The organism is Pseudomonas sp. GG8 (assembly GCF_052976945.1).
The window spans coordinates 3,707,566-3,727,790 of record NZ_JBRIIP010000001.1 but is presented as its reverse complement, the minus strand read 5'-3'; the positions used below and the strand labels follow the sequence as shown (position 1 = coordinate 3,727,790).

14 protein-coding genes and 4 tRNA genes are annotated in these 20,225 nt (G+C 56.4%); 11 read left to right on the top strand and 7 right to left on the bottom strand.

Annotation, left to right across the window (positions count from 1 at the left end):
* Complete coding sequence (gene cysS, locus ACVBEG_RS18050) at positions 1 to 1,383, top strand: cysteine--tRNA ligase (RefSeq protein ID WP_330200811.1); 1,383 nt, start codon at positions 1 to 3, stop codon at positions 1,381 to 1,383.
* Between the two features lie 60 nt (positions 1,384 to 1,443).
* Here the strand turns inward: cysS and folD are convergent, their stop codons facing one another.
* Positions 1,444 to 2,298 (bottom strand): bifunctional methylenetetrahydrofolate dehydrogenase/methenyltetrahydrofolate cyclohydrolase FolD, encoded by an 855-nt coding sequence (gene folD, locus ACVBEG_RS18045; protein ID WP_322178270.1) that lies wholly within the window; start codon positions 2,296 to 2,298, stop codon positions 1,444 to 1,446.
* A 280-nt stretch (positions 2,299 to 2,578) separates the two neighbouring features.
* On the opposite strand from folD, the gene ACVBEG_RS18040 reads away from it, so the two are divergent.
* The 10 genes from ACVBEG_RS18040 to ACVBEG_RS17995 all read left to right on the top strand — a co-directional run bounded on the left by ACVBEG_RS18040 (position 2,579) and on the right by ACVBEG_RS17995 (position 11,808).
* A tRNA-Arg gene (locus ACVBEG_RS18040) sits at positions 2,579 to 2,655 on the top strand.
* 49 nt (positions 2,656 to 2,704) lie between these two features.
* Positions 2,705 to 2,780 (top strand) — tRNA-His (locus tag ACVBEG_RS18035).
* 56 nt (positions 2,781 to 2,836) lie between these two features.
* Positions 2,837 to 2,921, top strand: a tRNA-Leu gene (locus ACVBEG_RS18030).
* A 390-nt stretch (positions 2,922 to 3,311) separates the two neighbouring features.
* On the top strand, positions 3,312 to 4,622 hold the full coding sequence (tig, locus tag ACVBEG_RS18025; RefSeq protein WP_322178271.1) for a trigger factor: 1,311 nt from the start codon (positions 3,312 to 3,314) through the stop codon (positions 4,620 to 4,622).
* A 91-nt stretch (positions 4,623 to 4,713) separates the two neighbouring features.
* Entirely contained in the window at positions 4,714 to 5,355 is a 642-nt protein-coding gene (gene clpP / locus ACVBEG_RS18020) for an ATP-dependent Clp endopeptidase proteolytic subunit ClpP (protein WP_322178272.1), read from the top strand.
* 105 nt (positions 5,356 to 5,460) lie between these two features.
* The gene (clpX, locus tag ACVBEG_RS18015) at positions 5,461 to 6,744 is read left to right on the top strand and encodes an ATP-dependent Clp protease ATP-binding subunit ClpX (RefSeq protein WP_322178273.1); all 1,284 of its coding nucleotides are present in this window, start codon (positions 5,461 to 5,463) and stop codon (positions 6,742 to 6,744) included.
* 156 nt (positions 6,745 to 6,900) lie between these two features.
* Entirely contained in the window at positions 6,901 to 9,297 is a 2,397-nt protein-coding gene (gene lon, locus ACVBEG_RS18010; protein ID WP_322217203.1) for an endopeptidase La, read from the top strand.
* 139 nt (positions 9,298 to 9,436) lie between these two features.
* Positions 9,437 to 9,709, top strand: coding sequence for an HU family DNA-binding protein (locus ACVBEG_RS18005; protein WP_002552737.1), 273 nt, complete (start codon positions 9,437 to 9,439; stop codon positions 9,707 to 9,709).
* Positions 9,710 to 9,762: 53 nt separating this feature from the next.
* A tRNA-Asp gene (locus ACVBEG_RS18000) sits at positions 9,763 to 9,839 on the top strand.
* A 97-nt stretch (positions 9,840 to 9,936) separates the two neighbouring features.
* Complete coding sequence (locus ACVBEG_RS17995) at positions 9,937 to 11,808, top strand: SurA N-terminal domain-containing protein (protein WP_322217201.1); 1,872 nt, start codon at positions 9,937 to 9,939, stop codon at positions 11,806 to 11,808.
* Positions 11,809 to 11,972: 164 nt separating this feature from the next.
* On the opposite strand, the gene fabI is transcribed toward ACVBEG_RS17995, so the two are convergent.
* Genes fabI through ACVBEG_RS17965 form a run of 6 tightly spaced genes read right to left on the bottom strand, consistent with a single transcriptional unit; the run spans position 11,973 to position 20,170 of the window.
* Positions 11,973 to 12,767 carry an enoyl-ACP reductase FabI gene (gene fabI, locus ACVBEG_RS17990; RefSeq protein ID WP_219061472.1) on the bottom strand — a complete coding sequence of 265 codons (795 nt, stop codon included), beginning with the start codon at positions 12,765 to 12,767 and terminating at the stop codon, positions 11,973 to 11,975.
* Positions 12,768 to 12,785: 18 nt separating this feature from the next.
* On the bottom strand, positions 12,786 to 14,396 hold the full coding sequence (locus ACVBEG_RS17985; protein WP_322178277.1) for an ABC transporter ATP-binding protein: 1,611 nt from the start codon (positions 14,394 to 14,396) through the stop codon (positions 12,786 to 12,788).
* 1 nt (position 14,397) lies between these two features.
* Complete coding sequence (locus ACVBEG_RS17980) at positions 14,398 to 15,417, bottom strand: ABC transporter permease (RefSeq protein WP_322178278.1); 1,020 nt, start codon at positions 15,415 to 15,417, stop codon at positions 14,398 to 14,400.
* 1 nt (position 15,418) lies between these two features.
* On the bottom strand, positions 15,419 to 16,492 hold the full coding sequence (locus ACVBEG_RS17975; protein ID WP_322178279.1) for a microcin C ABC transporter permease YejB: 1,074 nt from the start codon (positions 16,490 to 16,492) through the stop codon (positions 15,419 to 15,421).
* Position 16,493: 1 nt separating this feature from the next.
* Positions 16,494 to 18,347 carry an extracellular solute-binding protein gene (locus tag ACVBEG_RS17970; protein ID WP_322178280.1) on the bottom strand — a complete coding sequence of 618 codons (1,854 nt, stop codon included), beginning with the start codon at positions 18,345 to 18,347 and terminating at the stop codon, positions 16,494 to 16,496.
* Positions 18,344 to 20,170, bottom strand: coding sequence for an extracellular solute-binding protein (locus ACVBEG_RS17965; protein WP_322178281.1), 1,827 nt, complete (start codon positions 20,168 to 20,170; stop codon positions 18,344 to 18,346). Before ACVBEG_RS17965 ends, ACVBEG_RS17970 begins: the two co-directional genes overlap by 4 nt.
* Between the last annotated feature and the right edge of the window lie 55 nt (positions 20,171 to 20,225).

Genomic DNA, 20,225 nt, shown 5'->3' with positions numbered 1-20,225 from the left:
GTGCTCTCAATTTACAACACGCTCACCAAGAGCAAAGAAGTCTTCAAGCCTCTGGACGGCAACAAGGTGCGGATGTACGTGTGCGGCATGACCGTATATGACTTCTGCCACCTTGGGCACGGCCGCAGCATGGTTGCGTTCGATCTGGTCACTCGCTGGTTGCGCTTCAGCGGGTATGACTTGACCTATGTACGCAACATCACCGATATCGACGACAAGATCATCAATCGTGCGCGTGAAAACGGCGAGTCATTCGAGGCGCTCACCGCACGCATGATCGATGCGATGCACGAGGACGAGGCGCGGCTGAACATTCTGCCGCCGGACATGGAGCCGCGCGCGACCGATCATATCGCGGGCATGCACGCCATGATCCAGACCTTGATCGACAAAGGTTATGCGTACGCCCCGGGCAACGGCGACGTGTATTACCGCGTCGGCAAGTTTGTGGGTTACGGCAAGCTGTCGCGCAAGAAAATCGAAGACCTGCGCATCGGTGCGCGGATCGAAGTGGATGAGTCCAAGGATGATCCGCTGGACTTCGTGCTATGGAAGGGCGTCAAGCCGGGCGAGCCAAGCTGGGATTCGCCGTGGGGCGCTGGGCGTCCGGGCTGGCACATTGAATGTTCGGTGATGTCGACTTGCTGCCTGGGCGAGACCTTCGATATTCATGGCGGCGGCAACGATCTCGAGTTCCCGCACCATGAAAACGAAATCGCCCAGAGCGAGGCGGCCACGGGCAAGCCGTACGCCAACGCCTGGATGCACTGCGGCATGATCCGCATCAATGGCGAGAAGATGTCCAAGTCCTTGAACAACTTCTTCACCATTCGCGACGTGCTGGAGAAATACCAGCCGGAAGTGGTGCGCTATCTGTTGGTGTCCAGCCATTACCGCAGCTCGATCAACTACTCCGAAGACAGCCTGAAAGAGTCCAAGGGCGCGTTGGAACGTTTCTATCACGCCCTTAAAGGCTTGCCTGCCGTAGCGCCTGCCGGTGGCGAAGCGTTCGTCGAACGTTTCTCCGCGGCGATGAACGACGACTTTGGCACGCCGGAAGCCTGCGCGGTGCTGTTCGAGATGGTGCGCGAAATCAACCGTCTGCGTGACACCGATCTGGCGGCAGCTGCGGGCTTGGCGGCACGTCTGAAAGAATTGGCCAGTGTGTTGGGTGTTTTGCAGCTTGAGGCGGATGACTTTTTGCGTGCAGGAGCAGAGGGTCGGGTCGATGCGGTTGAAGTCGAAGCGCTGATCCAGGCCCGATTAAGCGCTCGTGCCAACAAGGACTGGGCCGAATCGGATCGCATTCGCGACCAACTCACCGCGATGGGGGTGGTGTTGGAAGACGGCAAGGGTGGAACGACCTGGCGTCTGGCGGACTGACTGTTGAACCATAAAAAACGGCACCCGAGGGTGCCGTTTTTTATGCCTGATCCCGCGCACTCAGACGTGCAGGGTTTCCGCGGCGTACAAGGTGTTTTCCAGTAGGCAGGCACGGGTCATCGGGCCAACGCCGCCCGGTACCGGGGTGATCCAGCCGGCGCGGGGCAGGGCGGTTTCATACACCACGTCACCGACCAGCTTGCCGTCTGCCTGACGATTGATGCCGACGTCGATCACGATCGCGCCTTCCTTGATCCACTCGCCTTTGACCAGGCCGGGCTTGCCGGCAGCGACAACCACGAGATCAGCACGGCCGATATGGCCTGGCAGGTCGCGGGTGAATCGGTGCGTGACAGTGACCGTACAGCCGGCCAGCAACAACTCCATCGCCATCGGACGTCCGACGATGTTACTGGCGCCAACGATGACGGCATCCATCCCGTAAAGATCGACACCGGTGCTTTCCAGCAAGGCCATGATGCCCTTGGGGGTGCAGGGGCGCAGCAGGGGGATGCGTTGCGCCAGCCGACCGACGTTATAAGGATGGAAGCCGTCCACGTCCTTGTCCGGGCGAATGCGCTCCAGCAATTTTGAGGCATCCAGATGCGCGGGCAGTGGCAGTTGCACCAGAATGCCGTCGATATTTGGATCGTCGTTGAGGCGATCGATCAGGTCGGTCAGCTCATCCTGCGAGGTGTCGGTAGGCAAGTCATAGGCTTTGGAATTGAAGCCGACTTCTTCACAGTCTTTACGCTTGTGCGAGACATAAACCTGGGACGCGGGGTCGTTGCCAACCAGAATCACCGCGAGGCCCGGTGTACGCAGGCCCTGTTCGCGACGCTCGGTGACACGTTTAGCGATCTGCTGGCGCAGGCCGGCTGCGATCGCTTTACCGTCGATTAGTTTTGCTGTCATGACGCGTGATTAACCATCGAAAGGGATTGAAAAAGAGCGCGCATTCTCGCATGCCATGGCGCGAGGGCAAAGGCGCTTGGTCTGTATATTCCTCTAACTCCTTTATCTAACTGAATTTTTTTCGAAAAAGAGTTGACGACCTCGGGGCTCGTCTATAAGATTCGTCGCACTTGTCGGGCACAGCCTAGCACTGGTTAAGAACGTCGGGCAGAGTTGTAGATTGGCTCAGCGTGACTGAAGCTCTTAATTTGTAATCGGTTAATGAATACAGATTAAATAAGCGCCCGTAGCTCAGTTGGATAGAGCATCCGCCTTCTAAGCGGATGGTCGCAGGTTCGAGTCCTGCCGGGTGCGCCATTTAGGCAACTTTGGCACAAGTAATGTTTCATCGGTCACACGCTATATGGTGGGCGTAGCTCAGTTGGTAGAGCACGGGATTGTGACTCCCGTTGTCGAGGGTTCGATCCCCTTCGTCCACCCCATATTCGAAAGGCGCCTGACTTAAAAATCCGGCGCCTTTGCTTTAAAGGCTTGAAGCGCGGACGTGGTGGAATTGGTAGACACACTGGATTTAGGTTCCAGCGCCGAAAGGTGTGAGAGTTCGAGTCTCTCCGTCCGCACCAAGATACAAGCTTTGTGAAATGCCCGCAGCATTCATAAAGCAACAGAAAGCCGCCTAGTGCGGCTTTTTTTTGTTTCGGAATATTGAAAGTTTCGCCCGGCGCGACCACTCGCTTCGCCTGTTTTCTCTGGCGTTCAGCGATTTTTGGTTGATGCAGAGAGCTGGCGACGCATCAGGGGTTCCTTATATAGGGTGTGCCAGACGCGTCGCTTGCTGCCTTGCGTCAATCGTTCGCAATGGGCGTCGTCGCCCCCCTGCCGGCTGCTTGATTTCATGCTGCTTACTTACCCTTTTCAGTGGGGTGACTTCTTGAGTTTGACCCACTAGAATGCATGCCCTTGATTCTGGGGTCGGAAACGGCCGGCTAACGTCTGTGCAACGAGGAATATCCATGCAAGTTTCTGTTGAAAATACTTCCGCTCTTGAGCGCCGCATGACCATTGGCGTGCCTGCCGAACGCATCGAGACTGAAGTCAACAAGCGTCTGCAGCAGACTGCCCGTAAAGCTAAGATCCCAGGCTTCCGTCCTGGCAAAGTGCCTATGAGCGTGATCCGTCAGCGTTATGAAGATGGCGCTCGTCAGGAAGCGCTGGGCGATCTGATTCAGGCAACGTTTTACGAAGCAGTGGTTGAGCAGAAGCTCAATCCAGCTGGCGCACCTTCTGTAGAGCCAAAAACCTTTGAAAAAGGTAAAGACCTGGAATACGTGGCTACTTTCGAAGTATTCCCGGAATTCACGGTTGCAGGCTTCGAGTCCATCGCTGTCGAGCGTCTGAGTGCAGACGTGGCTGACGCCGATCTGGACAAAATGCTGGAAATCCTGCGCAAGCAAAATGTTCGTTTCGAAGTCACTGAGCGTGCCGCTCAGAACGAAGATCAACTGAACATCGATTTCGTTGGCAAGGTTGATGGCGAAGTGTTTGCTGGTGGCTCTGCCAAAGGTACTCAGCTGGTTCTGGGTTCCGGTCGTATGATCCCTGGCTTCGAAGACGGTCTGGTTGGCGCTAAAGCCGGCGAAGAGCGTGTTCTGAACCTGACCTTCCCGGAAAACTACCAGAACCTGGAGCTGGCCAATAAGGCCGCCGAGTTCACCGTGACGGTCAACACTGTTTCCGAGCCTAAATTGCCTGAGCTGAACGAAGAGTTCTTCACTCAGTTCGGCATCAAGGAAACGGGTATCGACGGTTTCCGCACCGAAGTTCGCAAGAACATGGACCGTGAGCTGCGTCAGGCGATCAAGTCCAAGGTCAAGAATCAGGTGATGGACGGCTTGCTGGCCTCCAACCCGATCGAGGTGCCTAAAGCACTGCTCGAAAACGAAGTGAACCGTCTGCGCGTGCAGGCTGTTCAGCAGTTTGGCGGCAACATCAAGCCGGATCAACTGCCAGCCGAGCTGTTCGAAGAACAAGCCAAGCGCCGTGTAGAGCTGGGCCTGATCGTTGCTGAAGTGGTCAAGCAGTTCGACCTCAAGCCTGATGATGCCCGTGTTCGCGAGATGATCCAAGAGATGGCATCGGCTTACCAAGAGCCTGAGCAGGTCGTGTCCTGGTACTACAAGAACGACCAGCAACTGAACGAAGTGCGTTCGGTTGTGCTGGAAGAGCAAGTTGTGGATACTGTTTTGCAGAAAGCTAGCGTGACCGACAAATCGGTCTCTTACGAAGAAGCAGTCAAGCCGGTAGAAGCTCCACACGCCGACTGATTTTTTCTCTCGTTCGAAAACACCCATAAGCCAGCCTTCGCGCTGGCTTATGTGTATTCAAGAAATGACTATTTGGGAGTGAATGCGAGACATGTCCCGCAATTCTTATATTCAGCAGAACTCTGACATCCAGGCCGCTGGCGGCCTGGTCCCGATGGTTATCGAGCAGTCCGCCCGTGGCGAACGCGCCTATGACATCTACTCGCGCCTCCTCAAGGAGCGGGTGATCTTTCTGGTAGGTCCAGTAGAAGACTACATGGCCAACCTGATTGCGGCGCAGCTGTTGTTCCTTGAAGCCGAAAACCCGGACAAGGACATCCATCTCTACATCAACTCACCAGGCGGTTCGGTGACTGCGGGCATGTCGATCTACGACACCATGCAGTTCATCAAGCCAGACGTGTCGACCATTTGCATCGGTCAGGCCTGCAGCATGGGTGCTTTCCTGCTGGCTGGCGGCGCCGCTAAAAAGCGTTACTGCCTGCCAAACTCGCGAATGATGATTCACCAGCCACTGGGCGGCTTTCAGGGGCAGGCATCGGATATTGATATCCATGCCAAGGAAATCCTGTCCATTCGTGCTCGCTTGAATGAAATTCTCGCATACCACACCGGGCAAACGATTGAGACCATCGAGCAAGACACCAATCGGGATAACTTCATGGGCGCCGGGCGCGCTGCTGAATACGGTTTGATCGATCAGGTTCTTACTCAGCGTCAAATGGCTCGCTAAGCAGCTCAATCGTAGGTGGTTGGAACAACTGACCACCTGCGGACTTGAAAAAGCCCGCAATAGCCTTCATCTTGTGTTGCAAGCCTACCGGATTGGATCGATCGAATGACTGACACCCGCAACGGCGAGGACAACGGCAAATTGCTCTATTGCTCCTTCTGTGGCAAAAGCCAGCATGAAGTGCGCAAATTGATTGCCGGCCCCTCGGTTTTTATCTGCGACGAATGCGTCGACCTGTGCAACGACATCATCCGAGAGGAGGTGCAAGAAGCCCAGGCCGAAAGCAGCGCGCATAAATTACCATCGCCTAAAGAAATCAGCGGTATCCTTGATCAGTATGTGATTGGTCAAGAACGTGCAAAAAAGGTTCTGGCAGTAGCGGTGTACAACCACTACAAGCGTCTGAACCAGCGCGACAAGAAGAATGATGATGTTGAACTCGGTAAAAGCAACATCCTGCTGATTGGCCCAACCGGCTCCGGCAAGACGCTGCTCGCTGAAACATTGGCTCGTTTGCTCAATGTGCCGTTCACCATCGCGGACGCCACCACCCTGACCGAAGCTGGTTATGTGGGGGAGGACGTGGAAAACATCATTCAGAAACTGTTGCAGAAATGTGACTACGACGTAGAAAAAGCCCAGATGGGCATTGTCTACATCGATGAAATCGACAAGATTTCGCGCAAATCCGACAACCCTTCGATTACCCGCGATGTTTCCGGCGAGGGTGTGCAGCAAGCCTTGCTGAAGCTGATTGAAGGCACCGTGGCTTCCGTTCCTCCTCAAGGGGGTCGCAAGCATCCACAGCAGGAATTCCTGCAGGTGGACACGCGTAACATCCTGTTTATCTGCGGTGGCGCTTTCTCGGGCCTCGAAAAGGTTATTCAGAGCCGCTCCACTCGCGGCGGCATCGGCTTCAATGCCGAAGTACGCAGCAAGGACGAAGGCAAGAAGGTTGGCGAATCGCTGCGTGAGGTTGAGCCTGACGATCTGGTCAAGTTCGGTCTGATTCCAGAGTTTGTTGGCCGTCTACCTGTTCTGGCGACGTTGGACGAATTGGATGAGGCTGCTTTGATGCAGATTCTCACCGAGCCGAAAAACGCGCTGACCAAGCAGTATGCAAAACTGTTCGAAATGGAAGGTGTGGAACTCGAGTTCCGTGCTGATGCACTGAAATCGATCGCCAAACGCGCACTTGAGCGCAAAACAGGCGCTCGCGGTCTGCGTTCCATTCTCGAAGGTGTTCTGCTCGACACCATGTACGAGATCCCCTCGCAGTCCGAGGTGAGCAAGGTGGTGATCGATGAGAGCGTCATCGAGGGCACGTCCAAGCCGTTGTTGATTTACGAAAACAGCGAGCCGGTTGCCAAGGCTGCCCCAGACGCGTAAGTGAAGCTGCTGCGTTGACAGGTAATAAAGAAGGGGCCTTCGGGCCCCTTCTGCTTTTCCTGCGCCAGAGCTTGTTTTTTTAAGACGCTACCCCCATCTTGACCTCAAGCTAACTTCCATATGTTCCGGCCTTATGGCCGCCGTAGAGGCGAAATCATGAAGACAACCATAGAATTGCCTCTCCTGCCATTGCGCGATGTCGTGGTTTATCCGCACATGGTTATCCCGCTGTTTGTGGGGCGCGAGAAATCTATCGAAGCCCTCGAGGCCGCGATGTCTGGGGATAAGCAGATTCTGTTGCTCGCGCAAAGAAACCCTGCAGACGACGATCCAGGTGAAGAGGCTCTTTATAGCGTCGGCACCGTTGCAACCGTGTTGCAGCTGCTCAAGTTGCCTGATGGCACCGTTAAGGTGTTGGTCGAAGGCGAGCAGCGTGGCGCTGTCGAACGTTTCATTGAGGTCGATGGCCATTGCCGCGCTGAAGTGACCTTGATTGACGAGGTCGATGCCCCTGATCGCGAATCTGAAGTGTTCGTGCGCAGCTTGCTGGCCCAGTTCGAGCAGTATGTGCAGTTGGGCAAAAAAGTCCCGGCTGAAGTCTTGTCATCTCTCAATAGCATTGATGAGCCGGGCCGCCTGGTCGATACCATGGCCGCGCACATGGCGCTGAAAATCGAGCAGAAGCAGGCCATTCTCGAAATCGTCGACCTGCCTGCACGGGTAGAACACGTATTGGCTTTGCTGGATGCCGAAATTGATCTGTTGCAGGTCGAGAAGCGCATTCGCGGCCGCGTCAAAAAGCAGATGGAGCGCAGCCAGCGCGAGTACTACCTGAATGAGCAGATGAAGGCCATTCAGAAAGAGCTGGGTGACAGTGACGAAGGTCACAACGAAATCGAAGAGCTGAAAAAGCGCATTGACGCTGCCGGCTTGCCTAAGGACGCCTTGACCAAAGCGCTGGCTGAGCTGAACAAGCTCAAGCAGATGTCGCCGATGTCGGCTGAAGCGACCGTGGTGCGTACCTACATCGACTGGTTGGTGCAAGTGCCGTGGAAGGCTCAGAGCAAGGTGCGTCTGGACTTGGTTCGTGCTGAAGACATTCTTGATGCCGACCACTATGGTCTTGATGAGGTCAAGGAACGCATCCTTGAATACCTCGCCGTGCAAAAACGCGTGAAGAAAATTCGCGGTCCGGTTTTGTGCCTGGTAGGTCCGCCGGGTGTGGGTAAAACGTCTCTCGCAGAGTCGATTGCCAATGCGACTAACCGCAAGTTCGTGCGTATGGCCCTCGGTGGTGTGCGTGATGAAGCGGAAATTCGCGGTCATCGCCGGACATATATCGGTTCCATGCCGGGAAGATTGATACAAAAGATGACGAAAGTGGGCGTGCGCAACCCGCTGTTTTTGCTCGACGAAATCGACAAGATGGGCAGTGATATGCGCGGCGATCCGGCCTCTGCATTGCTGGAAGTGCTCGACCCTGAGCAGAACCACAACTTTAACGACCATTACCTGGAAGTCGATTACGACCTTTCCGACGTGATGTTCCTGTGCACCGCGAACTCGATGAACATTCCTGCGGCATTGCTGGACCGGATGGAAGTCATCCGGCTGCCTGGCTATACCGAAGACGAAAAAATCAACATCGCGATCAAATACCTGTCGCCAAAACAGATTCAGGCCAACGGCTTGAAAAAAGGCGAGGTTGAGATAGACGAGGAAGCAATTCGCGACATCGTCCGCTACTACACCCGTGAAGCGGGTGTGCGGAGTCTGGAGCGGCAAATCGCCAAGATCTGTCGCAAGGCGGTGAAGGAACACTCGCTGGAAAAACGCTTCCAGGTCCGCGTTACTGCGGAAATGCTTGAGCATTTCCTGGGTGTGCGCAAATTCAGCTACGGTTTGGCCGAGCAACAGGATCAAATCGGACAGGTGACAGGCTTGGCGTGGACGTCGGTGGGCGGCGAATTGTTGACCATCGAAGCGGCCGTGGTGCCTGGCAAAGGCCAGTTGATCAAGACCGGTTCGCTGGGTGATGTGATGGTCGAATCCATCACCGCTGCCCTGACCGTTGTGCGCAGTCGTGCGAAAAGCCTGGGAATCCCCGTGGACTTCCATGAGAAGCGTGACGTTCATATCCATATGCCAGAAGGAGCCACCCCGAAAGACGGCCCTAGCGCTGGCGTAGGTATGTGCACGGCCCTTGTTTCAGCGCTAACACAGATCCCGGTCCGTGCTGACGTGGCAATGACCGGTGAAATCACCCTGCGGGGGCAGGTTCTGGCCATCGGTGGTTTGAAGGAAAAACTGCTTGCGGCGCACCGTGGCGGAATCAAAACGGTGATCATTCCTGAAGAAAACGTACGGGACTTGAAAGAGATTCCGGACAATATCAAACGGGACCTGCAGATTAAACCGGTTAAATGGATTGACGAGGTCCTGCAAATTGCGCTGCAATACGCGCCGGAGCCCTTGCCGGATGTGGCCCCGGAGATGGTTGCGAAGGACGAAAAGCGCGAGACTGACTCTAAGGAGAGAATCAGCACGCATTAGCCTGAATGACCTTCCTTGACAGCTTTTTAGAGCCCTTGTTATAAAGCGGCTCTTAAAGTGTCTGTTCGTCATTCAGCACTCGTTTTTGTCTACACCAAAAAACTTAGAAACATACTCAATAGATATAAGGGGACTTAGAGTGAACAAGTCGGAACTGATTGATGCTATCGCTGCATCTGCTGATATCCCGAAAGCTGCTGCTGGCCGTGCGCTGGACGCAGTAATCGAATCCGTCACTGGCGCTCTGAAGGCTGGCGACTCTGTGGTATTGGTAGGGTTTGGTACTTTCTCCGTAACAGATCGTCCTGCTCGTATCGGTCGTAACCCGCAGACCGGCAAGACGCTGGAAATCGCAGCAGCTAAAAAACCAGGTTTCAAAGCCGGTAAAGCCCTGAAAGAAGCTGTTAACTAAGTTTCTTTCAAGCCTTTGCCCATCCAGGACCTGGTCATTCTTGTCCTGGCAGCGGAGCGGTAGTTCAGTCGGTTAGAATACCGGCCTGTCACGCCGGGGGTCGCGGGTTCGAGTCCCGTCCGCTCCGCCAGTTACGAGAAGGCGCATCCTCGGATGCGCCTTTCTTCTATCCGGATTCCACCCACGCTCCGCGGTTGGTTAATCTTTACAACCGTTCTGGGGGACGCATGCTGCAAAATATCAGGGACAATTCCCAAGGCTGGATTGCCAAGACGATCATTGGGGTCATCGTGGCATTGATGGCCTTGACCGGTTTTGACGCCATTTTCAGGGCCACCAGCACGAGTCAGGATGCTGCCAAGGTCAATGGTGAAGAAATCACGACAAACGAGCTGAGTCAGGCGGTCGATATGCAACGCCGTCAGCTTATTCAGCAGTTGGGCAAGGATTTCGATCCTGCGCTGCTGGATGACAAAATGTTGCACGACGCAGCCTTGAAAGGGCTGGTTGATCGCAAGTTGTTGCTGCAAGGTGCAGCCGATTCGAAATTTGCTTTCTCCGAAGCGGCTCTGGATCAGCAGATTTTGCAGACACCTGAATTTCAGGTAGACGGCAAATTCAGCGCTGACCGTTTCGATCAGGTGATTCGTCAACTGGGCTTCAGCCGTTTGCAATTCCGCCAAATGCTGACTCAGGAAATGCTCATTGGTCAGTTGCGTGCCGGTTTGGCAGGTAGCGCTTTCGTGACCGATGCTCAGGTTGATGCGTTCGCTCGTCTGGAAAAACAGACTCGCGATTTCGCCACGCTGACATTCAAAGCGGACACTGCGGCCGCGAAAGTGACCGACGATGAAGTCAAAGCGCATTACGACGAACACGCCAAAGAGTTCATGAGCCCGGAGCAGGTCGTACTCGACTACATCGAATTGAAGAAGTCTTCTTTCTTTGATCAGGTTGAAGTCAAAGACGCCGATTTGCAGGCGGCTTATCAGAAAGAAATCGGCAACCTTGCCGAGCAGCGTCGTGCTGCGCACATTCTGATCGAAGTGAATGACAAACTGAACGAAGCTCAGGCCAAAGCGAAGGTTGAAGAGATTCAACAGCGCTTGGCCAAAGGTGAGGATTTCGCGGCCCTGGCCAAGGAGTTTTCCCAGGACCCGGGTTCGTCCAGCAAAGGCGGTGACTTGGGTTACGCGGGCAAGGGTGTCTATGATCCGGCTTTCGAAAAGGCGCTGTATGACCTGAAGAAAGATCAGGTCTCGGGTCCGGTACGCAGCGACTACGGTTGGCACTTGATCAAGTTGTTGGGCGTTGAAGCACCGTCGGTGCCGAGCTTCGCCAGCTTGAAAGACAAGCTCACCCACGAATTGAAAAGCCAGCAGGTCGAGCAGCGTTTCGTTGACGTGACCAAGCAGCTTGAAGATTCGGCGTTCGAAGCGTCCGATCTGGTGCAGCCAGCTCAAGAACTGAAACTGAAAGTGCAAACCACTGCGCCATTTGGTCGAGAGGGCGGTGAAGGCCTGACCTCCAACCGTGCAGTGATCCAGGCCGCGTTCAGCCCGGAAGTGCTTGAAGAAGGCTCCAACAGTGCTCCGCTGGAACTTGATCCGGAAACGGTTGTGGTCGTACGGATGAAGGAACACCGTCAGCCAGAGCAGCTGCCACTTGAAAGCGTTGCCAGCAGCATTCGTGCGCAGCTGATCAAGAATCACGCCACCGAAGCGGTCAAGACCAAAGGTGCCGAGCTGGTTGCAGGTCTGCGCGATGGCAAGATCGCTCTCGCTGCGAAGCAGAACGGTCAAAGCTGGAAAGTCCTGGAAGCGGTCACCCGCAGTCAGGAAGGCATCGATCCGGTGGTTCTGCAGGCGTTGTTCCGCATGCCCAAGCCTCAAGGCAAGGACAAGCCGTCCTACACCAGCCTGACGTTGGCTGATGGCAGCTTCGTGGTGGTGCGCCTTAATGGTGTCAACGAAGCCGCAGCACCGACAGCCGATGAGAAGGCCCAGTACCGTCGCTTCCTCGCCTCGCGTGCCGGTCAGCAGGATTTCGCTGCTTACCGCGCACAGCTGCAAAGCAAAGCGAAGATCACCCGTTACTGACGTCTGATCCCGCGACAAAAAAGAAGGCCGCTCAATGAGTGGCCTTTTTTTGTCTGAAGTTTTTTGTGCCTGAACAGACGCTTTCGCAACTCCCGTAGGGCCGAACACAAAAAGCCCGCCGTTCGTGAGAACGGCGGGCTTTTTGGGTGCCGCGCGTTGAGTTTTTACTCTTCGAGGTTGCCCATCGCGGTGGTGTTGAAGCCGCCGTCGACGTACATGATCTCGCCGCTGATGCCGGACGCGAGGTCCGAGCACAGGAACGCGCCGGCGTTGCCGACTTCATCGATGGTCACGTTGCGACGCAGCGGTGTTTGCGCTTCGTTGGCAGCGAGCATTTTGCGGAAGTTCTTGATGCCGGAGGCGGCGAGGGTGCGGATCGGGCCAGCCGATACTGCGTTCACTCGTGTGCCTTCCGGGCCAAGGCTACCGGCCAGGTAACGTACACCGGCTTCCAGGCTGGCCTTGGCCATGCCCATCACGTTGTAGTTAGGCATGGTGCGCTCTGCACCCAGGTAGGACAGGGTCAGCAGGCTGCCGTTGCGGCCTTTCATCATTTCGCGACCGGCCTTGGCCAATGCGACGAAGCTGTAGGCGCTGATGTCGTGAGCGATGCGGAAACCTTCGCGTGTTGTCGCTTGGGTGAAGTCACCGTCAAGCTGGTCGCCAGGGGCGAAGCCAACCGAGTGAACGATCACGTCCAGGCCATCCCACTTCTTGCCCAGTTCTTCGAAGACCTTGGCGATCTCTTCGTCGCTGGCCACGTCGCAAGGGAAGCACAGTTCCGGGCCTGAGCCCCAACCTGCTGCGAACTCTTCGACACGACCTTTCAGTTTGTCGTTCTGATACGTGAAGGCCAGCTCTGCGCCCTCGCGATGCATGGCGGCAGCGATGCCGGATGCGATGGACAGTTTGCTAGCGACACCGACGATCAGGACGCGCTTACCGGCGAGAAAACCCATGTGTTGTTCCTCTTCAGGTTAATCGACAGCTACCGGTGCCAAAAAGGCGGCTTCCAGCAGCTGCTGTGTATAGGTATGTTGCGGTGCGGCAAAAATGCTGCGCGCCGCACCCTGTTCAACGACTTTCCCCTGCTTGACCACCATAAGCTGGTGGCTAAGCGCTTTGACTACCGCCAGGTCATGGCTGATAAACAAATAGGTCAGGTTGTACTTTTTTTGCAGTGAGCGCAGTAGCTCCACCACTTGGCGCTGAACGGTCCGGTCGAGCGCCGAGGTGGGCTCGTCCAGCACAATCAGCGCCGGTTTTAACACTAATGCCCGGGCAATGGCGATTCTCTGCCGTTGCCCGCCGGAAAATTCGTGAGGGTAGCGGTACCGGGTTTCCGGGTCCAGGCCTACCTCCTTGAGCGCTTCGATGATGGCGAGTTCCTGTTCAGCCTCTGTGCCCATGCCATGGATACGCAGGCCCTCACCCACAATTTCGCCTACGCACATGCGGGGGCTCAGGCTGCCGAAAGGGTCCTGAAACACCACCTGCATTTGCCGACGCAGCGGACGAATCTCCTTTTGCGTCAGGCAGTCTAGCGTTTTGCCTTGAAACCGTATGGCGCCCTTGCTACCTATCAGCCGAAGAATCGCCAGACCCAGCGTCGATTTGCCCGAGCCGCTTTCACCGACAATCCCCAAGGTATGCCCTTGGGGCAGGCTGAAGGTGATGCCATCGACTGCTTTGACATGATCGACGGTTTTTTTGAACAGGCCTTTCTTGATCGGAAACCACACCCGCAAGTCATCGACTTCGAGCAGCGGCGCGCCAGCAACGTTGTCCACCGGGCCGCCACTGGGCTCGGCACCCAGCAATTCTTGTGTGTACGGATGCTGAGGTGAACGGAACAGCTCCTCACATGACGCTTGTTCGACGATGCGACCGTGCTGCATGACACATACCCGATGTGCAATTCTCCGAACCAGGTTCAGATCGTGGCTGATCAGGAGCAGCGCCATGCCCAGTCGGGCCTGCAGTTCGGTGAGCAATTTGAGGATTTTCAGCTGTACCGTCACGTCGAGTGCGGTGGTCGGTTCGTCGGCGATCAGCAGTTCAGGCTCGTTGGCCAAGGCCATGGCGATCATCACACGCTGTCGCTGGCCGCCTGAGAGCTCGTGTGGCAGAGCTTTGAGTCGTTTCTCGGGCTCGGTTATACCCACCAGCTCAAGCAGCTCCAGTGTGCGCAGGGTGGCTTCCTTGCCCTGCAAGCCTTTATGCAGACCGAGGACTTCATTGATTTGCTTCTCAATGGACTGCAGCGGGTTAAGTGAGGTCATCGGCTCCTGGAAAACCATGGCGATCCGGTTGCCACGGATCGCGCGCAACCTTTTTTCGCTCAGCGTCAGCAGGTCGTGCCCGGCGTAGTAGATGGTCCCGCTGGGATGGCGCGCCAGCGGGTAGGGCAGCAGGCGCAGAAACGAGTGCGCGATGACTGATTTGCCAGAACCGCTTTCGCCGACCAGCGCCAGGGTTTCGCCCCGGCGGATATCGAAGCTGATGCCTTCGACCACGCGATGGACCTGCTCGCCGGTAACGAACTCGACGGCGAGATCGCGGACTTCGATCAAATTGTCCTTGTTCATCTCATTTCCTTGGGTCGAAAGCGTCGCGGGCGGATTCGCCAATGAACACGAGAAGGCTGAGCATCAGGGCCAGCACGGCAAAGGCGCTGATCCCAAGCCAAGGGGCCTGGAGGTTGGATTTGCCTTGGGCCACCAATTCACCCAGCGACGGGGAGCCTGCTGGCAAGCCGAAACCGAGGAAGTCCAGGGCGGTCAGGGTGCCGATAGCGCCCGTGAGAATGAACGGCATGAAGGTCATGGTCGAGACCATGGCGTTGGGCAGGATGTGGCGGTACATGATCGCCCCGTTTTGCATGCCCAGGGCCCGTGCGGCGCGCACATATTCCAGGTTGCGCCCCCGCAAGAACTCGGCGCGTACCACGTCCACCAGGCTCATCCATGAAAACAGCAGCATGATGCCCAGCAGCCACCAGAAATTAGGCTGGACGAAGCTGGCCAGAATGATCAGCAGGTACAACACCGGCAGCCCGGACCAGACTTCCAGGAAACGTTGCCCCAGCAGATCCACCCAACCACCATAAAAACCCTGCAGGGCGCCCGCGATGACGCCAATGATCGAACTGAGTACGGTCAAGGTCAGTGCAAACAGCACGGAAATGCGGAAGCCATAGATGACCCGTGCCAACACATCGCGGCCCTGATCGTCGGTGCCGAAGTAGTTCTCCCGCGACGGCGGGCCAGGGGCCGGGACTTTCAGGTCGTAATTGATGCTCTGGTAGCTGTAGGGGATCGGTGCCCACAGGGTCCAGCCGTCCTTCGCTGCCAGCAGTTCCTTGATGTAGGGGCTTTTGTAATTGGCTTCCAGCGGAAATTCGCCGCCGAAGACCGTTTCGGGATAGCGCTTGAATACCGGGAAATACCACTCGCCGTCATAGTGCACGGCCAGCGGCTTGTCGTTGGCGATCAGTTCGGCGCCCAGGCTCAGGCCGAACAGAACCAGGAACAACCACAGTGACCACCATCCGCGCTTGTTGGCCTTGAAGCGCTCGAAGCGTCGGCGATTGAGAGGGGAGAGGGTCATGTCAATTCTCCCTGCTTTCGAAGTCGATACGTGGATCGACCAGCGTATACGTGATGTCACCGATCAATTTCACCACCAGCCCGAGCAGGGTAAAAAGAAACAAAGTACCGAAGACCACCGGATAGTCGCGGTTGATGGCCGCCTCGAAACTCATCAAGCCCAAGCCGTCGAGGGAGAAGATCACTTCCACCAGCAGCGAGCCGGTGAAGAAGATGCTGATAAAGGCCGAAGGGAACCCCGCGATCACCAACAGCATGGCGTTACGAAACACATGGCCGTACAGCACACGATGCTGGCTCAGGCCCTTGGCTTTGGCGGTGATGACGTACTGCTTGCCGATCTCGTCGAGAAAGCTGTTTTTGGTCAGCAGGGTCATGGTCGCGAAGTTGCCGATCACCAGTGCGGTGACGGGCAACGTCAGGTGCCAGAAGTAATCGAACACTTTACCGCCCCAGCTCAGCTCGGAGAAGTTGTTCGAGGTCAGGCCGCGCAAGGGGAACCAGTCGAAATAGCTACCGCCAGCGAACACCACGATCAGCAGGATGGCAAACAGAAAGGCCGGAATGGCGTACCCGACGATGATCGCCGAGCTGGTCCAGACATCGAAGTGGCTACCGTGACGTGTCGCCTTGGCAATCCCCAGCGGGATCGATACCAGGTACATGATTAAGGTGCTCCACAGTCCAAGGGAAATGGACACCGGCATCTTCTCGATAATCAGATCGATCACTTTGGCATCGCGGAAAAAACTGTCGCCAAAATCCAGCGTTGCGTAGTTCTTGATCATGATCCACAGGCGTTCGGGTGCTGACTTGTCGAAGCCATACAGGTGCTCGATTTCCTTCACCAGCGCTGGATCAAGCCCTTGCGCACCGCGATAACTGGAGCCTGCCACCGACACCTCTGCGCCACCGCCCGCAATGCGACTGGTTGCGCCATCGAAGCCCTCGATCTTGGCGATCATCTGCTCCACCGGACCGCCGGGCGCTGCCTGGATGATCACGAAATTGATCAGCAAAATGCCGAACAACGTCGGAATGATCAGCAGCAAACGCCGAAAAATATAAGCCAGCATCTTATTGCTCCACGCTCGCCGGCTCGGCTTGCTCAGGGGGTTGTGCAGGGTTGGCCGGTTTGGCGTCGGGTTTTATCCACCAGGTCGAGGTAGCGACGTCGAACAGCGGTGTCACCTTGGGATGACCGATATGGTCCCAGTACGCCACACGCCAGGTTTTGATGTGCCAGTTGGGGATCACGTAGTAGCCCCAAAGCAGCACACGGTCCAGCGCACGGGCGTGGGTGATCAGGCTTTGCCGCGAGTCGGCATCGATCAGTCCGTCGACCAGGCTATCGATGGCCGGGTCTTTGAGTCCGATGAAATTGCGGCTGCCCGGCTTCTCGGCGCTGGAGGAGTGCCAATACTCGCGTTGTTCGTTGCCCGGTGAACTGGATTGCGGAAAGCCGCTGACAATCAGGTCGAAGTCACGCGAACGCAGGCGGTTTACGTATTGCGAGACATCGACCCGACGCAGCACCAGATCGATGCCGAGGTCGCTGAGGTTGCGCTTGAAAGGCAGCAGGATGCGTTCGAATTCGGTCTGCGCCAACAAGAACTCGAGGGTCACTGGCTTGCCTTGGGCGTCGACCATCTTGTCGCCGACGATCCTCCAGCCGGCCTCTTGCAGCAGCTGAAAGGCTTTACGCTGTTGTGGGCGAATCATGCCGCTGGCATCGGTGACCGGCAGCTTGAACTCGTCAGTGAACACCCGGTCAGGAATGGTGCCGCGCAACGGCTCGAGTACGGCCAGTTCGTCTTTACTCGGCAAGCCGCTGGAGGCCATGTCCGAATTATCGAAGTAGCTTTTGGTCCGGGTGTAGGCGCCATTGAACAGTTGCTTGTTGGTCCACTGGAAATCCAGCAGCAGGTTCAATGCTTCACGCACCCGCACGTCTTGAAATATCGGACGCCGCAGGTTGAAGACAAACCCCTGCATGCCGGTAGGGTTGCCGTTGGGGATTTCTTCCTTGATCAACCGACCGGCGTTGACGGCAGGCGTGTTGTAAGCCGTGGCCCAGTTCTTGGCGCTGGTTTCGAGCCAATAATCGAATTGCCCGGCTTTGAGTGCTTCAAGGGCAACGGTATTGTCTCGATAGTAATCGATGGACAGGGTGTCGAAGTTGTAAAAACCACGGTTAACCGGCAGGTCTTTGCCCCAGTAGTCCTTGACCCGTTCGTAACGGATCGAGCGCCCGGCTTTGACTTCGGCCACCTTGTACGGGCCGCTGCCTAACGGGATTTCCAGATTGCCTTTGGCGAAGTCGCGATTTTCCCACCAGTGCTTGGGCAGGACCGGCAGTTGGCCGAGGATCAGTGGCAACTCGCGGTTGTTGCTGCTTTTGAACTTGAACAGCACGCGCAGAGGGTCTTCGGCGATGACCTGATCAACGTCTGCATAGTAGCCGCGATACATCGGGGCACCGTTCTTGATCAGGGTCTGGAAGCTGAATACCACGTCTTCGGCACGGATGGGGTGACCATCGTGGAAGTGGGCTTCGGGGCGCAAATAGAAGCGCACCCAGCTATTGTCCGGCGCTTTTTCGATTTTGCCGGCAATCAGGCCGTATTCGGTAAAGGGCTCATCCAGACTATGGCGGGTCAGGGTGTCGTAAATCATGCCGATGTCGTCAGCTGGCACGCCTTTATTGATAAAGGGGTTGAGGCTGTCGAAACTGCCAAAGCCGGCCTGACGAAAGCTGCCGCCCTTGGGCGCGTCCTGATTGACGTAATCGAAATGTTTGAAATTGGCGGGGTATTTCGGCGCCTCGTTGTACAGGGTCACTGCGTGTTCGGGGGCGGCCAGGGCTATGCAGGCCACGCCCATCAGCAACATGCCGCTGGCCCGCATCAGCAGGGAGCGCATAGCAATCATTGGGTTTTCTCCGAAGGCTTGAGCCACCACGCACGCAAACCCAGAGTGTAGGTTGGGGTGGTGACCTGGGCGAACCGGTTGCGGTACGCCAGGCGATGATAATCGAGGTACCAGTTTGGGATGCAGTACTGCTGCCAAAGCAACACCCGGTCCAAGGCACGGGCTGCGGCGATTTGTTCGTCGCGTGATTGTGCCGCCAGCAATTGATCGAGCAGGCTGTCGACCACCGGGCTGGATACGCCTGCGTAATTCTTGCTGCCTTTGATTCCAGCCTGACTGGAGTGAAAGTACTGCCATTGCTCAAGACCGGGGCTGAGGCTCTGGTTCAAGGTCATCAAGATCATATCGAAATCGAACTGGTCCAGGCGCTGCTTGTATTGGGCGCGATCTACCGTCCGTAAGCGAGCGTCGATCCCGAGGCGAGAGAGGTCCTCAATGTAAGGCTGCAGAATCCGCTCAAGGTTGGGATTGACCAGCAATATTTCGAAGCGCAAGGGCTGCCCGTTGCGATTGAGTAACCGCTGATCCGACAACTTCCAGCCCGCTTCGGCAAACAGCCCGAGCGCTTTGCGCAGGGTTTCCCGGGGAATATCACCCCCCTCGGTTTTAGACACACTAAACGGCTGGGTGAACAGGTTCGGCGGCAACTGATCACGCCAGGGCGACAGCATCAGCCACTCGTGACCTGACGGCAGGCCGGTGGCTGAGAACTCGCTGTTAGGGTAGTAGCTCGCCGAGCGGGTGTAGGCGTCACTGAATAGCGCGCGATTGGTCCACTCGAAATTGAACATCAGCCCCAGCGCTTCGCGCACCTTGACGTCCGAGAAGGTGCCGCGCCGGGAGTTCATGAACAGCCCTTGGGTCTGGGTTGGAATCTTGTGCGGGATCTGCGCTTTGATCACGTCGCCACGGGCGATCGCCGGAAAGTTGTATCCGTTGGACCAGTTTTTGGCCTGATGCTCGATGTAGATGTCGAACTCACCAGCCTTGAATGCTTCGAATGCCACATCGCTGTCGCGGTAGAACTCCACGTTGACCCGATCGAAGTTGTACTTGCCACGGTTCACCGCCAGATCTTTGCCCCACCAGTCCTTGACCCGCTCAAACACCAGTTGCCGTCCGGGTTGCACCTTGGTAATCCGGTAAGGACCACTGCCCACGGGTGGTTCGAAGGTGGTGGCTTTGAAATCGCGATCTTTCCAGTAGTGCTGCGGCAATACCGGCAGTTCGCCGAGACGCAGGATGAGCAAGGGGTTGCCGGCACGCTTGAAGACGAAGCGGATGCGATGGCGACCAAGAATGTCGACCCGCTGCACTTCCTGCAGGGCAGTGCGGTATTGCGGATGACCTTCCTTGAGCAGTAACCGATAGGAGAACGCCACGTCATACGCGGTGATTGGTTTGCCATCATGGAAACGCGCCTGCGGGCGCAGGTTGAAGACCACCCAACTGCGGTCTTCGCTGTATTCGACGGTTTGCGCGATCAGGCCGTAGCTGGAGGTCGGCTCATCACCGGACGGGTCGTACTGACCGGTGCCGACCATCAACGGTTCGTTGAGCTCGTTGACCCCGTATTGCAGAAAATTTGGCGTCGAAATCGGACTGCTGCCCTTGAACGTGTAAGGGTTGAGCGTATCGAAAGTGCCAAATGCCATCATCCGCAAGGTACCGCCTTTCGGCGCCTCGGGATTGACCCAGTCGAAATGGGTAAAGCTGGCTGGGTACTTGAGCACACCGAACTGCGCGTAACCATGGCTTTCGCTGATGGTTGCGCCTGCGGAAAAGCTCAAGACCAAGGTGAATAACAGGAGGAGGCGTATCAAGTCAGAGATTCGATCCAGGAGGCTTGGGCTTCTTGGTCGGTACAGTAACAGCTTG

What these genes read in the sequence shown, in the direction of transcription:
- folD (WP_322178270.1), bottom strand. Translation starts at nt 2,298, where the DNA reads ATGACAGCAAAACTAATCGACGGTAAAGCGATCGCAGCCGGCCTGCGC.
- ACVBEG_RS17995 (WP_322217201.1), top strand. Translation starts at nt 9,937, where the DNA reads ATGCTGCAAAATATCAGGGACAATTCCCAAGGCTGGATTGCCAAGACG.
- ACVBEG_RS17970 (WP_322178280.1), bottom strand. Translation starts at nt 18,347, where the DNA reads ATGATTGCTATGCGCTCCCTGCTGATGCGGGCCAGCGGCATGTTGCTG.
- ACVBEG_RS17975 (WP_322178279.1), bottom strand. Translation starts at nt 16,492, where the DNA reads ATGCTGGCTTATATTTTTCGGCGTTTGCTGCTGATCATTCCGACGTTG.
- tig (WP_322178271.1), top strand. Translation starts at nt 3,312, where the DNA reads ATGCAAGTTTCTGTTGAAAATACTTCCGCTCTTGAGCGCCGCATGACC.
- clpX (WP_322178273.1), top strand. Translation starts at nt 5,461, where the DNA reads ATGACTGACACCCGCAACGGCGAGGACAACGGCAAATTGCTCTATTGC.
- lon (WP_322217203.1), top strand. Translation starts at nt 6,901, where the DNA reads ATGAAGACAACCATAGAATTGCCTCTCCTGCCATTGCGCGATGTCGTG.
- ACVBEG_RS17985 (WP_322178277.1), bottom strand. Translation starts at nt 14,396, where the DNA reads ATGAACAAGGACAATTTGATCGAAGTCCGCGATCTCGCCGTCGAGTTC.
- fabI (WP_219061472.1), bottom strand. Translation starts at nt 12,767, where the DNA reads ATGGGTTTTCTCGCCGGTAAGCGCGTCCTGATCGTCGGTGTCGCTAGC.
- ACVBEG_RS17980 (WP_322178278.1), bottom strand. Translation starts at nt 15,417, where the DNA reads ATGACCCTCTCCCCTCTCAATCGCCGACGCTTCGAGCGCTTCAAGGCC.
- clpP (WP_322178272.1), top strand. Translation starts at nt 4,714, where the DNA reads ATGTCCCGCAATTCTTATATTCAGCAGAACTCTGACATCCAGGCCGCT.